The organism is Pseudoalteromonas sp. SG45-5 (genome assembly GCF_014164085.1).
Classification (GTDB): domain Bacteria; phylum Pseudomonadota; class Gammaproteobacteria; order Enterobacterales; family Alteromonadaceae; genus Pseudoalteromonas; species Pseudoalteromonas aliena.
In genome coordinates, this window is the sequence record NZ_JACJEM010000038.1 from 34,730 (window position 1) to 48,407 (window position 13,678).

The 13,678-nt window shown below is 40.3% G+C and carries 11 protein-coding genes; 7 read left to right on the forward strand and 4 right to left on the reverse strand.

Annotated features, from left to right (window positions below; genetic code table 11):
* The first annotated feature begins 4 nt into the window (after positions 1–4).
* The 4 genes from cmoB (at position 5) to H5119_RS13140 (ending at position 3,584) form a co-directional block, all read left to right on the forward strand.
* Positions 5–973: a tRNA 5-methoxyuridine(34)/uridine 5-oxyacetic acid(34) synthase CmoB gene (gene cmoB / locus H5119_RS13125; protein ID WP_182702542.1), complete on the forward strand. Its 969-nt coding sequence runs from the start codon at positions 5–7 to the stop codon at positions 971–973.
* A gap of 169 nt (positions 974–1,142) precedes the next feature.
* Positions 1,143–2,195: a phosphoribosylformylglycinamidine cyclo-ligase gene (purM, locus tag H5119_RS13130; protein WP_182702543.1), complete on the forward strand. Its 1,053-nt coding sequence runs from the start codon at positions 1,143–1,145 to the stop codon at positions 2,193–2,195.
* Positions 2,195–2,842 (forward strand): phosphoribosylglycinamide formyltransferase, encoded by a 648-nt coding sequence (gene purN, locus H5119_RS13135; protein ID WP_182702544.1) that lies wholly within the window; start codon positions 2,195–2,197, stop codon positions 2,840–2,842. The genes purM and purN overlap by 1 nt, the downstream gene beginning before the upstream one ends.
* A complete protein-coding gene (locus H5119_RS13140; protein WP_404936259.1) occupies positions 2,796–3,584 on the forward strand; it encodes a DUF3108 domain-containing protein in 789 nt (262 codons plus the stop codon). The genes purN and H5119_RS13140 overlap by 47 nt, the downstream gene beginning before the upstream one ends.
* Positions 3,585–3,659: 75 nt before the next feature.
* Here H5119_RS13140 and H5119_RS13145 read toward each other — a convergent pair whose 3' ends face one another.
* Positions 3,660–4,424 (reverse strand): class II glutamine amidotransferase, encoded by a 765-nt coding sequence (locus H5119_RS13145; protein WP_182702545.1) that lies wholly within the window; start codon positions 4,422–4,424, stop codon positions 3,660–3,662.
* A gap of 601 nt (positions 4,425–5,025) precedes the next feature.
* Between H5119_RS13145 and H5119_RS13150 the strand changes: the two genes are divergently transcribed.
* Both H5119_RS13150 and fadE read left to right on the forward strand, forming a co-directional pair.
* On the forward strand, positions 5,026–5,829 hold the full coding sequence (locus tag H5119_RS13150) for an SDR family oxidoreductase (RefSeq protein WP_182702546.1): 804 nt from the start codon (positions 5,026–5,028) through the stop codon (positions 5,827–5,829).
* Positions 5,830–6,491: 662 nt separating this feature from the next.
* On the forward strand, positions 6,492–8,948 hold the full coding sequence (gene fadE / locus H5119_RS13155; protein ID WP_077537539.1) for an acyl-CoA dehydrogenase FadE: 2,457 nt from the start codon (positions 6,492–6,494) through the stop codon (positions 8,946–8,948).
* Here the strand turns inward: fadE and H5119_RS13160 are convergent, their stop codons facing one another.
* Both H5119_RS13160 and H5119_RS13165 read right to left on the reverse strand, forming a co-directional pair.
* Positions 8,949–10,064 carry a DUF6136 family protein gene (locus tag H5119_RS13160; protein ID WP_182702547.1) on the reverse strand — a complete coding sequence of 372 codons (1,116 nt, stop codon included), beginning with the start codon at positions 10,062–10,064 and terminating at the stop codon, positions 8,949–8,951.
* The gene (locus tag H5119_RS13165; RefSeq protein ID WP_182702548.1) at positions 10,061–10,651 is read right to left on the reverse strand and encodes an ATP-binding cassette domain-containing protein; all 591 of its coding nucleotides are present in this window, start codon (positions 10,649–10,651) and stop codon (positions 10,061–10,063) included. Before H5119_RS13165 ends, H5119_RS13160 begins: the two co-directional genes overlap by 4 nt.
* A gap of 162 nt (positions 10,652–10,813) precedes the next feature.
* Here H5119_RS13165 and H5119_RS13170 point away from each other — a divergent pair, with 162 nt between their 5' ends.
* Positions 10,814–12,739 (forward strand): S9 family peptidase, encoded by a 1,926-nt coding sequence (locus H5119_RS13170; RefSeq protein ID WP_182702549.1) that lies wholly within the window; start codon positions 10,814–10,816, stop codon positions 12,737–12,739.
* Positions 12,740–12,807: 68 nt separating this feature from the next.
* On the opposite strand, the gene H5119_RS13175 is transcribed toward H5119_RS13170, so the two are convergent.
* On the reverse strand, positions 12,808–13,527 hold the full coding sequence (locus tag H5119_RS13175; protein WP_182702550.1) for a helix-turn-helix domain-containing protein: 720 nt from the start codon (positions 13,525–13,527) through the stop codon (positions 12,808–12,810).
* Between the last annotated feature and the right edge of the window lie 151 nt (positions 13,528–13,678).

The window sequence follows — 13,678 nt, forward strand, 5'->3', positions numbered from 1 at the left end:
ATTAATGTCTCAATGGTTTAATCAATTTTACGCATCTATTGCACAAAGCCCACTTAGCCACTGGTTAGAAACCTTACCTGCGCAATTAAAGCATTGGCAGTTAGAGGCAAGCCACGGCGATTTACCTAAATGGCAAAAAGTGCTTAAAAACTTGCCTGAGGTTTCAACACGCCATGTTGATATTTCAACTAAAGTAGAAATTGGCGCTGCTGGCGAAATAAGTGAGGGTGAACAAAAACAAGCCATACATTTATTAAAACGTATGATGCCATGGCGTAAAGGCCCATTTACTGTGCACGGTATTGAAATAGATACAGAGTGGCGCAGTGATTGGAAGTGGGACAGACTCCTGCCTCATATTGAGCCATTAAAAGGCCGCACTGTTTTAGATATTGGTTGTGGCTCTGGTTATCATTTATGGCGTATGCGCGGTGAAGGTGCAGAATTTGTGGTGGGTATTGATCCATCTGATTTATTTTTATGTCAGTTTCAGGCTATTAAACACTACAACCCAGACGAAAATGTGCATTTACTGCCACTAGGCGTTGAAGCATTACCCGAGCTTAAAGCGTTTGATACGGTTTTTTCGATGGGCGTACTTTATCATCGTCGCTCACCTATCGACTTTTTAGCACAATTAAAGGCGCAGCTTCGCCCAGGCGGTGAACTTGTACTTGAAACGTTGGTAATTGAAGGCGACGAAAACACAGTATTAGTCCCTACCGATCGTTACGCTAAAATGCGCAATGTGTGGTTTATTCCAAGCACTGCAGCACTAAAGCTATGGATGGAACGTGTTGGCTTTAAAGATGTGCAAATAAAAGATTGCGCTATTACTACTTTAAATGAACAACGTAAAACCGATTGGATGGAAAACGAGTCATTAATCGATTTTTTAGATCCAAACGATACCAGCAAGACCATTGAGGGTTACCCTGCTCCGCTTAGAGCCATATTAACGGCCAAAGCGTAAAACGCTAAAAGCACCTACGGGTGCTTTTTTGTGTAATTAACAGCCTAACAGCGGACAAGTGTCCTTGTTAATTATTTCAAAGGTATATTTACGCTAGCCGCGCTGTTGCAATTGTTGTAAAATACGCGCGTTTCTAAGCAACCCAAAACAACTATTTTGAGGAAAACCTGTGAGCGAACAAAAACAGTCTCTTAGCTATAAAGACGCGGGCGTAGATATCGACGCTGGTAATGCACTTGTTGAGCGTATTAAAGGCGTAGTTAAAAAAACGCGTCGTCCTGAAGTGATGGGCGGAATTGGTGGTTTTGGCGCACTTTGCGAAATTCCTGAAGGTTATAAGCAACCAGTACTCGTTGCAGGCACAGATGGCGTAGGTACTAAACTACGTTTAGCAATCGATTTAAAAAAGCACGATACTGTTGGTATTGATTTAGTTGCGATGTGTGTAAACGATTTAATAGTTCAAGGTGCTGAACCCCTGTTTTTCCTAGATTACTATGCAACAGGTAAGCTAGATGTAGACACAGCAGCCGACGTAGTGACAGGTATTGGTAAAGGGTGTGAAATTTCAGGTTGTGCCCTAATTGGTGGCGAAACAGCTGAAATGCCAGGTATGTATGATGGTGAAGACTACGACATGGCGGGTTTTTGTACAGGCGTTGTAGAAAAATCAAAAATTATTGATGGCACAAAAGTAGCCGCCGGCGATCAGCTTATTGCCCTTGCGTCAAGCGGCCCTCATTCAAACGGCTTTTCTTTAATTCGTAAAGTACTGGAAGTGTCAAACGCAGATACCAGCGCTGACTTTGAAGGTAAAACATTAGGCGAAACCTTACTTGAGCCTACGCATATTTACGTTAAACCTTTACTTGAGTTATTTAAAAGCGTTGACGTACATGCACTTTCGCATATTACTGGCGGCGGTTTTTGGGAAAACATTCCACGCGTATTGCCTGCTTCAGCAAAAGCAGTTGTTAAAGGTGATAGCTGGCAGTGGCCACCTATTTTTAACTGGTTACAAGAAAACGGCAACATCACTACACACGAAATGTACCGTACATTTAACTGTGGTGTAGGCATGGTTTTAGTGGTCCCTGCAGATAAACTTGAACAAAGCTTAACAATGTTAAAAGACTTGGGCGAAAACGCTTGGCATCTTGGTGAAATTCAAGACGCAGCCGCTGGCGAAGAACAAGTTGAAATTGTAGGTGGTGCTAAGTAATGACACCCACTCGTCTGGTAGTTTTGATCTCAGGTAGTGGCTCTAATTTACAAGCCATCATAGATGCCTGCGAACGTGGCGAGATAAACGGACATATAGCGGCTGTTATTAGTAACAAAGCAGACGCTTATGGCCTAGAGCGCGCTAAACAAGCAGGTATTGCCACAAAGGTGCTCAGTCATAAAGATTTTGACTCGCGCGAAGCGTACGACGCGCAATTAATGAACATTATCGATTCTTTTATGCCGAATCTAGTTGTATTAGCTGGGTTTATGCGTATTCTTACTCCTAGCTTAGTGCAAAAATATGTTGGAAAAATGTTGAACATTCATCCATCTTTGTTGCCTAAGTATCAGGGGCTGAATACCCACCAAAGAGCAATTGATGCAAAAGACGATGTTCATGGCGTAAGTGTTCATTTTGTTACTGAAGAATTAGACGGCGGTCCCGTTATACTTCAGGCGCAAATACCTGTACTCAAGGACGATACAGCAGACACATTAGCAAAACGCGTGCATGAGCAAGAGCATGTAATTTATCCTTTGGTGGTCAAATGGTTCAGTGAACACAGACTTACTATGGAAGCAGATTATGCAGTTCTTGACAAAAAACAACTTCCTGCACACGGCGCGCACTACCCACAATAAAAAAATAAGTGCCTTGCTATTATGTGCGGGCGCTTTACTTCCAACTAGCCTGATTGCAGGCGAATTGACCCAGTATCAAGCTAATTATGATATTTTGCGCAAAGGTAAAAATCATGGTGAAGCTGTGCGTGAGCTCAAAAAAATGGGCGACAATACTTATCAGTTAACATACCACAGTAATATTGAGTGGATGATTTTCTCTGACTCTCGTGAAGAAACATCAAAATTTACTTTTCAAAATGGCAAGGTTACTCCGCATCATTACTCGATGATCCGCACCGGTACAGGCCCAGATAAAGACTACAAAATAGACTTTGATACGCAAAATAAAGTAGTCACTAGCAGCCGTAGTGAATACCCACTTGAATGCGAATGGACAGATGATTTTCAGGACGCTATTTCATATCAAGTGCAAGTACGCGAAGGCTTAAAAAAAGGTGAAACAAGTTTTTCATTCCCACTGATTGATAAAAAAGGTAATCGTCGCGACTATAACTTTGAAGTTGTAGGAAAAGAGATGATTCCATTGCCAATCGGAAACGTAGATACAATTAAAGTGAAGCGTTTATACGATAACGATAAACGCCAAGCTATTGCATGGTTTGCACCAGAGATGGATTACATGTTAGTGCGTATGTGGAAAGGTGAAAAAGGTACTGAGCAATTTGAAGTACAGATGAATTCCTTTACAGTTACCCAGCCAACGGCTGTTACAGCAGCGCCGACACCAGTCCAACAATAGCTATTTAACCTGAACTCTGGATAATACACCTATCTCGAGCAGCTATTTTCAGGTTATTTAAATAAAATGGGTGAGCTATATAAGTTCACCCATTTTAAATAACGCAAACTCCCCTGGCAGCATTTTTTGCCATCGCTCATCATTAGTCAAAGGCCTTGTGGCTATCACTGTTACTACATCGTTTGGTGTGGTTTCTTGTTGAAAATCAACCACCATATCGGCATCAATTAATGTTGCTTTACCAAATGGCGCACGGCGCGTTATGTAATGTAAGTTATTAGTGCAATAAGCTAAAACAAATACGCCATCGGTAAGTAGCATATTAAACACCCCTTTTTCACGCAGTGTATGCGAAAGTTTAGCGGCATATCTGAAAACCGACGCCATATTACTTGGACGCTTAGGGTATTTTTCGCGAATTTTATCAAGCAACCAACAAAACGCCAGTTCGCTATCGGTATTTCCCACCGGACGATAATATTCTGTTTTTAAATCATGATAATTAGACAATTGCCCATTGTGTGCGTATGTAATCTCGCGCCCCCACAACTCACGTGTAAATGGATGAGTGTTTTCTAGACATACTCGCCCGCGGTTACCTTGGCGAATATGGCTAATTACCGACACACTTTTAATAGGGTATGCTTTAACCAGCTTTGCAATTTCGGACTGATAACTCGGCTCAGGATCTTTAAAGGTTCTACAGCCTTTACCCTCATAAAAGGTAATACCCCATCCATCTTTGTGAGGTCCCGTATTCCCACCGCGCTCTAAAAGGCCTGAAAAACTAAAACAGATATCAGTAGGCACATTGGCTGACATACCAAGTAACTCACACATAAAATAAATTAACCTTTAAGTTTATATAGTTAAAAAATTAACCGAAGTAAAAAACCATTAGTGATCACAGTTTTGGTCACACATATATTCTTGTAATTGCTATATTATACCAATTCGCTTAATTTAAATGCTCTATTTTAAGGTGAGAAAATCGTGTCAATAACAAGGCAAAAAATCCGTTCTCTAGTTGCTCTTGGTAATTGCTCCTGTATTGCTCTATCTCCTGTATTCATGCAGTCGTTAGCGTCAGGTTTAATCCCTCAAATTAATTAACCTGAACTTTGGTTAAGAGATTTTCTAACGTATTAAATAATGGTGATATTTAAATTTATTTTCTCTAGCCAGAGATTTTCAGTGAAAACAAGGCGAATTTACGCGTCAATAGCGGGCCTATTGCAAGTAAATTCAACGCAGTTAGCGCTGAAAATAGCTGCTCGAAATAGGTTTATTATCCAGAGCTCAGGTTAATTAGGTATTATTGCAAATGGGTATTACATATGCTGAATTCAGGGTACTTATTTTCAAAAATTTAATACAGTTATTTTAGAGTAAACACACTTAATTCGCATACCATTAAACACGTCATAATGAAGGATCAATAATGCATAGATTAAAAGAAAAAGTGGTCTTAGTGACTGGCGCTGCGAGGGGAATTGGACAAGCTATTGCACAATTATTTTGTGACGAAGGTGCAACTGTAATCCTCAGCGATATTAATGATGAACTAGGCCAAATAGTGTCATCTTCTATAAAAGGTAAAGCTGAGTATCACCATTTAGATGTTTCAAAGGTCGATGACTGGGAATTGATAAGACGTTATATTGAAAGCAAATATGGCAGACTTGATGTATTAATTAATAATGCAGGAATTACGGGATTTCTTGAAACAACAGGGCCTCATGATCCAGAAAATCTAGATATTGAGAGCTGGCATAAGGTGCACAGCGTTAACTTAGATGGTGTCGCTCTAGGGTGTAAAACGGCGATCGCATTGATGAAAAAGTCAACATCAGCAAGCATTGTGAATTTATCGTCTCGCTCTGGCATTGTTGGTATACCTGGAGCCGCAGCTTATGCATCAAGTAAAGCTGCAGTAAGAAATCATAGCAAAACAGTCGCCTTATATTGTGCACAAAACAATTACCCTATTCGCTGCAATTCAATACATCCAGGCGCAATTTTAACGCCAATGTGGGATGCAATGCTAGGTGAAGGAGATGCCAGAGAGTCAGCCATTAAAGCAATCTCTAGTGATATTCCATTAAATACCATGGGAGACGCTAAAGATGTTGCATATGCAGCACTTTACTTAGCTTCTGACGAATCGAAATATGTGACCGGAATTGAACTCAATGTTGACGGTGGTATTTTAGCGGGTAGCTCTGCTTCGCCATCTGAAGAATAGTTCAAAAAATATTTTTATCTGGATCTCTCAACGTTAGGGCATGTTGACCTTTGTGGATTGAAATTTGTTCAATCTAGGGGCAGTTGAATCGCGGCGCGAGGTTTGTAACCTAGTGGGCTCGGTAACTGCTCCTGCGTTACTCTAATGGCTTACATCCCTGTAAGAATAAGTAAAAACCGAGCAACAAAGAGTCGACCGTCCCTAGAAGAACCCCCAAAGGGCAGCGCATGTTTGGTATTTATGCTGCGTTACCGCCTATTTATGGGGAACAACCACATATCATAGGCTCTGCCTTACTTAAATACCAAACAGCCTGCTGCAAATTCAACCACAAAAGGTCAACACGCCCTAAGGTCTATCGCCATTTCGAACACTCTCTTTGAGCCAGTATTCATAATGTGATGATAAACAGTGACACCGATTTTGTTATAAGATTATAAAATTATAGTTATGATCAACCTTAGCGCGCATAATATATATGTTGCCAAAGTTTAACCAACAAAGCTTTATTTATATAGCTAACGCTTGTCGTGCCGACTTTAGGTAAACTAATCTCGCCCTTTAACTATTTTTACTATAATTTAACGCTTCAATGTACTTGAAAAATACTGTTACTAGCGCTACTCTAAGTGAGGTGGTCTGACCTCTATTAAGGAATAAAAATGACACTCATATTTACACTCGGTTTAATCGTGCTGCTTTGCGCTGCGATTTACCACAGAGCGAGTTGGAACACAGCACTTGGTGTTTCTGCCGCAACCCTACTTATAGGTACCTTCGCCGGTGCTTTTGGTTTAATTAGCTGGTTGATCTTCTTGGTCATCGCGGTTCCTCTTTCTGTTACTGGCATTCGTCAGCAATATATTATCAAGCCAATTTTTGCTACGTTTAAAAAAGTAACGCCAAGCATGTCTGATACTGAAAAATCAGCCATTGCCGCCGGTACAACGTGGTGGGAAGCAGATTTATTTTGCGGTAACCCTGATTGGAAAAAGCTTCATCAATACCCTGTGCCTAAGCTTACAATTGAAGAACAAGCTTTTGTCGATGGCCCAGTTGAAGAAGTGTGTGCCATGTTGGATGATTGGGAAGCAACACACGAACTAACCGACCTTCCACAAGATGTATGGCAATATCTAAAAGATAATAAATTCTTTGCTATGATCATCAAAAAGGAATACGGCGGTTTAGAGTTTTCTGCATTTGCACAATCATGTGTACTTCAAAAACTAACAAGTAAATCAACGTTACTCTCGTCAACTGTTGGCGTACCTAACTCTTTAGGCCCCGGTGAATTATTACAACACTATGGAACAAAAGAGCAAAAAGACCATTACTTACCGCGTTTAGCTAGCGGCCAAGAAATCCCTTGTTTTGCCTTAACCTCACCAGAAGCGGGCTCTGATGCAAGCTCTATCCCAGACTACGGTGTGGTGTGTAAAGGACAATGGAATGGTGAAGAAGTTGTGGGTATTAGCTTAACGTGGAACAAGCGTTATATTACACTTGCACCCGTTGCAACCGTACTTGGTCTTGCATTTAAATTACAAGATCCTGATGGCTTAATTGGCGACAATAAAGAGCCAGGCATCACCTGTGCACTTATCCCAACAGATACTCCTGGAGTTGAAATTGGTCGTCGACACTTTCCGCTTAACGTACCATTTCAAAATGGTCCTACTCGCGGTAAAGACATCTTTGTACCACTTGATTACATTATTGGTGGGCCAGATATGGCTGGTCAAGGCTGGCGCATGCTGGTTGAATGTTTATCGGTTGGTCGTGCAATTACATTGCCGTCAAACTCTGCCGGTGGCATTAAAATGATTGCTGTAGCAACGGGTGCTTATAGTCGCATTCGTCGTCAGTTCCGTTTACCTATTGGTAAAATGGAAGGTGTTGAAGAGTCACTAGCTAAATTAGCTGGTTATGCTTACAGCTCTGATGCAGCGGTTAGCATGTCTACGGGCGCGGTTGATTTAGGCGAAAAACCATCGGTTGTGTCTGCCATTATTAAATATCACCTTACAGAGCAAATGCGTGATGCAACGATTCATGCAATGGACGTACTTGGTGGTAAGGGCATCATGCTTGGGCCAAATAACTATTTAGGTCGTGGCTATCAAGGTGCACCTATTGCCATTACTGTTGAAGGTGCAAACATCTTGACCCGTAATATGATTATTTACGGTCAAGGTGCAATTCGCTGTCATCCATTTGTACTTACCGAACTAGGTGCGTGCGAAATTGAAGACCGCGAAGAAGCGCTTAATGTATTTGATAAAGCGCTAATGGGTCACATTGGCTTTACTATGTCAAACCTTGTACGTACTAAGTGGCTTGCACTTACTGGTGCTCGCTTTACAAGTGTGCCGTACAACGACGAAACCGCTGAGTTTTATCGTATTGCGTCACGCTTTAGTGCATCGCTTGCACTTATGTCTGACATAAGCATGGCTGTATTTGGCGGATCACTAAAACGTAAAGAACGTATTTCTGCACGTTTAGGTGATTTACTAAGTTACTTATACTTAGTGTCTGCAACGCTTAAGCGTTACAACGACGAAGGCCGTAAAAAAGAGGATTTTGCCCTAGTAAAATGGAGTTGCCAAGATCATCTTTACCATTGCCAACGTGCACTTGCTGATTTAATCAATAACATGCCTTCTGCACCACTACGTGGCGTATTAAAAGTATTGTTATTCCCGTTTGGTCGCCCAGTACGCAAGCCAACGGATCAGCTTGAGCATAAACTTGCTAAGTTACTTCAAGTACCAAGCGAAACACGCAATCGTTTAGCAAGCTACATATACTTAAAAAATGAGCCACTTAACCTTGTAGGTCGTCAAGAGCAAACGCTTAAAGACATCCTTGAAGTTGAACCGTTATTTGACCGTGTATGTAAAGAAAAAGGCCTTAAACTGCCATTTTTCCAGCTGGATAAAGTAGCGCAAATGGGACTAGAAGCTGGCATATTAAGCCAAGCAGAAGCTGATAAACTAGCTGCTGTTGAACAGTCTCGTTTAGATGTTATTAACGTTGATGACTTTGACCCTGCTGACTTACTTGCAGGTAAAGCCGCGCGTAATAGCGTAGTAAAAAATGCTGATGCGGCTTAACTAATTTAGTAAAGCAAGCAGCCCTGCCGTAAAAACAATCCAAACCAGCGCATAATGCGCTGGTTTTTTTTGTGCAAAATAAACCTGCAACAAGCACCATGGTAAGCATAAACTCAACAAAATCATATTCAATCTATCAAACGTAATGCTGTAAGTTACAAAGGTCGCTAAAAATAACAGTATACTAGGTATAAACTGACTAATATAAAACGTCCGTGCTTTTTGGCATGTCTTAAAAAACAAGCAATATTGTGCATAAACTTTAGCGCAATCAAATTGTAATGAGCTGCAAAATAATACAATAAAAGCCATAGCCACAGCATCAAGTATATTTACGAGATCAGCACGCTCAGCGACTAACGTAGTCGAGGCCATAAACACACATAAAAGTAACGACATACGCCATACTAGCGTCCAGCTGTGGTTTACAAAGTAGCAAAACCAAAAACCAAACAGTGACCGAACACTAACACGCCCATTTATATTAACTCTAGGTATAAGCAAGCTAATGCTAAAGATGATTAAAAAACCAATATGATAAATAAGCGGCGGTATGTTGATGGGAGTGAATAAAAAAAGGCCGCTTAACATAAAACCATAAACCAGTGCGCTAGGTTTGTATAAACACACAATGCCTAATCCTAACTGAATAAACATAAATACTATAAAATGCGGCACCTTTAACCACTGTGCAAAGGTAAGATCAAGCGCTATCAACAAACTAGCGATAAGCCAGCCATTGCTGATAAATAACAATTTAATATCGGCAAGGTGAAGCCAGCTAGGGTGAGCGATCGTAAGTTGGAACAGCCGTTGGTTACTATTTTTAATCGCCAGTTTCATTGCGCTTATCATCACGCTTTGCAATAACAAGTAAAATAGTGCCATTTGCGCGCCATATAAAGGCGTATCTGCACTATCTATAATTTTCCCTAAGCCTAAAAAAAGTAATAATACAAAACCAAGAGCGGATGATCCCAACACCACTAAAAATAACAAACCAAAGTTTTTTAGCTGTTGAAGCAATTGCTTAAGCTCAAACGTGTACGCTAAATACCGGTAACCTATAAACGCGAGATACTGATTAAGTTTGCTTTTTATACTTATGATACTCATAGCGAGATACACTTAAAACCATGCTCAATAAACACAGCGGGCTCATGGCAAGTAATGATAATTTGCCCATTGGGTTTGTCAGCCAAATAAGCATCGAGTTGGCTTAAAAGGTACTGAATACTGGTTTGATCGAGCGCAGCACTTGGCTCATCTAATAATAAATAAGGTGATTTACGCATCAATGCTAAAATTAGCTGGCATTTTTTTTGATTGCCCGACGACAGTGCTTCGAATCGCGTATTCAAAAATGCATTAAAGTTAAACCCGTTAACCAGCGAATGGGGCCAATCGCAACCTAATGTGTTAACAGATAAATCAATAATTTGATTTGCAGTTAAAAAATCTGGTAACGCAATACGGTCACTGGCAATTGCTACGGTTTTTGTTGGAGTGTTCAATCGGCTACCAGCAAATAAAAACTCACCACTTTGCGGCTTTTCAAGTCCTGCTAGCATCATCAGTAATGTCGTTTTTCCTTGGCCGTTAGGCGCTTCAATACACCCCTTTTGATCTGAAAAAACTTTGTTGTAATCTTTAAAAACAACATTGCCAGAAAATTGCTTATTTAGGCCAATGACTTCAATCATAAATATATCCTTTAATGAGAAGTGTCATTATAGCTATTGATATATTTAAAACGACAGACCCTTTGTAACACTTTGTTGCAGTTAACAATCAGTAATCACTTGCGTTTAAAAAGTGTTCAGGTGAGACTAAAAATTCAAAACAATAAACAACAGGATGTCGATATGAAACAGTCTTTAAAATTAGCAAGCCTTACCTGTGCGATAACGCTGGCATTGGCTGGTTGTAGCCAGTCAACAGTATTTAATAGCACCGCGAATCCGCAAGTTACTCAAACTCAATCAGTTAAAAATTATGACGCTGGTACCTTTTTTGATACTACCTCTATCACAGGAAATAGTTTCTCCTCAACAGGCGACAAAATTTTAGTCAGTAGTGATGAAAGTGGTATTTACAGCTTGTACGAAGTAGATGCGAAAACTGGCGGAAAAACTCGTTTAACCAACTTTGAGGACAGCACTTATCCTGTGCGTTACTTTCCAAATGATGATCGAGTGCTATTTACCAAAGATTCAGGCGGTAACGAACGCTACCATGTGTACGTGCGTGAAGCTGATGGCACAATGACAGATCTAACGCCAGGGGATGAAACCCGCGCCAGCTTTGCCGGTTTTACCAACGATGGTAGCCAGTTTTTCATCACCAGTAACAAGCGCGATGCTAAATTTATGGACTTATACCGTGTTGATAGTAAAACCTACGCAGTAACATCGGTTTATCAAAATACCTTAGGTTTAAATGTAGGGGCAATCAGCCCTGACGGCCGTTATATTGCACTATCCAAAAGTAATACTAACAAAGACAGCGATACTTTTATTCTTGATACGTTTAAAAAGTCACTCAAACCGCAGTTAATTTCAAAGCATGATACACCAGCGCAATATAGCCCTGACACCTTCTCTGTTGATAGTAATTATTTATATTACTCAACAGACGCTAAAGGTGAGTTTTCACAGGTATGGCGTTATGACTTAGCCACCGGTGAACATAGCGCCGCATTAAAAGATGACTGGGATGTTAGTTTTATTTATTTCTCTAAATCGGGGCGTTATCAAGTAAGTGGTGTGAATGCTGACGCAAGTACTAAAGTCACTGTGATTGATACCCAAACAGGCAAAGAAATTGCGATGCCGGCATTACCCGCAGGCAACTTACGCAGCGTTAACTTCTCAAATGACGAAAAAGCGATGGCGTTTTATTTAAACTCAGACACCTCTCCAAGTAATTTATTTGTGTGGCACGTGGGCAGTGATCAAGCAAAACAGCTTACAAATACACTAAGTAAAGAAATTAACCAAAACGACTTAGTTGAAAGCACAATCGTTCGCTTTAAAAGTTTTGATGGCCTTGAAATACCTGGCGTTTTATACAAACCAAAACAAGCAAGCAGCACAAATAAAGTTCCTGCGCTTATTTGGGTGCACGGCGGACCAGGTGGGCAAAGCCGCACCGGTTACAGTGCCATGCAGCAACATTTAGTGAATCACGGTTACGCCATTTTTGCCGTTAATAACCGTGGCAGCTCTGGCTATGGTAAAACCTTTTTTCATCTGGATGATAAAAAACACGGCACCGATGATTTGCAAGATATTGTTTACGGCAAAAAACACTTACAAAGTTTAGATTGGGTTGATGCCGATAAAATTGGTATCATGGGTGGAAGCTATGGCGGCTTTATGACCGCAGCAGCGCTTGCCTTTGAGCCTGAGGAATTTAAAGTAGGTATTAATATTTTTGGCGTGACAAACTGGGTGCGTACCTTAAATTCTATCCCACCTTGGTGGGAAAGCTTTAAAAAGTCGCTATATGATGAAATGGGTGATCCTGAAACTGATGGGGAACGTCATCGTGCTATATCACCATTATTTCACGCTAAAAACATTACAAAACCATTAATGGTGATCCAAGGTGCAAACGATCCGCGCGTTTTACAAGTAGAAAGTGATGAACTCGTCGCGGCGGTAAAAGCCAATGGCGTGCCTGTAGAGTATGTATTGTTTGACGATGAAGGCCATGGTTTTAGTAAAAAAGAAAACCGTATTACGGCCTCAAATGCTTACTTAAACTTTTTAGATACCTATTTAAAATAGTCCGTTAGCCCATACAAGTATGGGCTAAATTTAAGATAAAGACTGTGTGCTTGTTCGCATGCAGATTTTTATGGGTGACGCGTTAATTTTGGTTCAAATAACGCAAGCGCTAAACCAAACACAACTGCAAATAGTCCAATAAATTCAAGCCAGCTATTACCTGCATGTGAGATGAAGCGTGGGATAGCATCTGTTGTGTAAACACGTTTACCACCAGCCACTTCTTCAACAAATGATTCGCCAATATACTCATCCATTAATTTAAAAAGCTCAACACGCCTAGCAAGCATCTCTTTAAGTTTTTCTGTACGCTTTTCAGCACTGGGATCTATTATATAATTTTTCCAATGATTGAAAACATTGAGTGGTTCATCTGCTTTAATAATTCCAATAGAGCGATACTCATAAAAGCGTTCATTAAACACATAATTTTTATGACCTACATAAAATAATGCACAACCAAACGAAATTAAAAACATGACTAAATAAATCAGTGTTCGTTGTTTAGCTGAAGTATTAACAGCTTGTTTTTTAAGCCACTGTTCAACATCTGTTATTTGTATTAACCTCGCTTTATCATGACTAGCTGCAAGCGGTTTCATAAATTCATCAATAGACATATCTAATGCCAAAAGCAAAGATCTGAAAATGTCGTTAGAAGGAATTGATTTATCATTTTCTAGTTTTGATAAGTAACTTTGTTCTATACCTACTTGCTCTGCAAATTCAGGTTGGCTCAATTTTTTATTATTTCTTAGCTGCTTTAGTTGTTGACCTAATGTGCTCATTTTAGTGCTTCCTTTTTTAAAGTGAGACTAGATTCTTGGCTATTCATGCAGATATAAAAAGCTGAATATTAAAGAATAGGCAGGAATATTAGCAGGTTAGCATTAAGTAGTCGATTTTTCAGCTGATAGCTGATAGCTGATAGCTGATAGC

What these genes read in the sequence shown, in the direction of transcription:
- H5119_RS13170 (WP_182702549.1), top strand. Translation starts at nt 10,814, where the DNA reads ATGAAACAGTCTTTAAAATTAGCAAGCCTTACCTGTGCGATAACGCTG.
- purN (WP_182702544.1), top strand. Translation starts at nt 2,195, where the DNA reads ATGACACCCACTCGTCTGGTAGTTTTGATCTCAGGTAGTGGCTCTAAT.
- H5119_RS13175 (WP_182702550.1), bottom strand. Translation starts at nt 13,527, where the DNA reads ATGAGCACATTAGGTCAACAACTAAAGCAGCTAAGAAATAATAAAAAA.
- H5119_RS13150 (WP_182702546.1), top strand. Translation starts at nt 5,026, where the DNA reads ATGCATAGATTAAAAGAAAAAGTGGTCTTAGTGACTGGCGCTGCGAGG.
- H5119_RS13160 (WP_182702547.1), bottom strand. Translation starts at nt 10,064, where the DNA reads ATGAGTATCATAAGTATAAAAAGCAAACTTAATCAGTATCTCGCGTTT.
- fadE (WP_077537539.1), top strand. Translation starts at nt 6,492, where the DNA reads ATGACACTCATATTTACACTCGGTTTAATCGTGCTGCTTTGCGCTGCG.
- H5119_RS13165 (WP_182702548.1), bottom strand. Translation starts at nt 10,651, where the DNA reads ATGATTGAAGTCATTGGCCTAAATAAGCAATTTTCTGGCAATGTTGTT.
- H5119_RS13145 (WP_182702545.1), bottom strand. Translation starts at nt 4,424, where the DNA reads ATGTGTGAGTTACTTGGTATGTCAGCCAATGTGCCTACTGATATCTGT.
- cmoB (WP_182702542.1), top strand. Translation starts at nt 5, where the DNA reads ATGTCTCAATGGTTTAATCAATTTTACGCATCTATTGCACAAAGCCCA.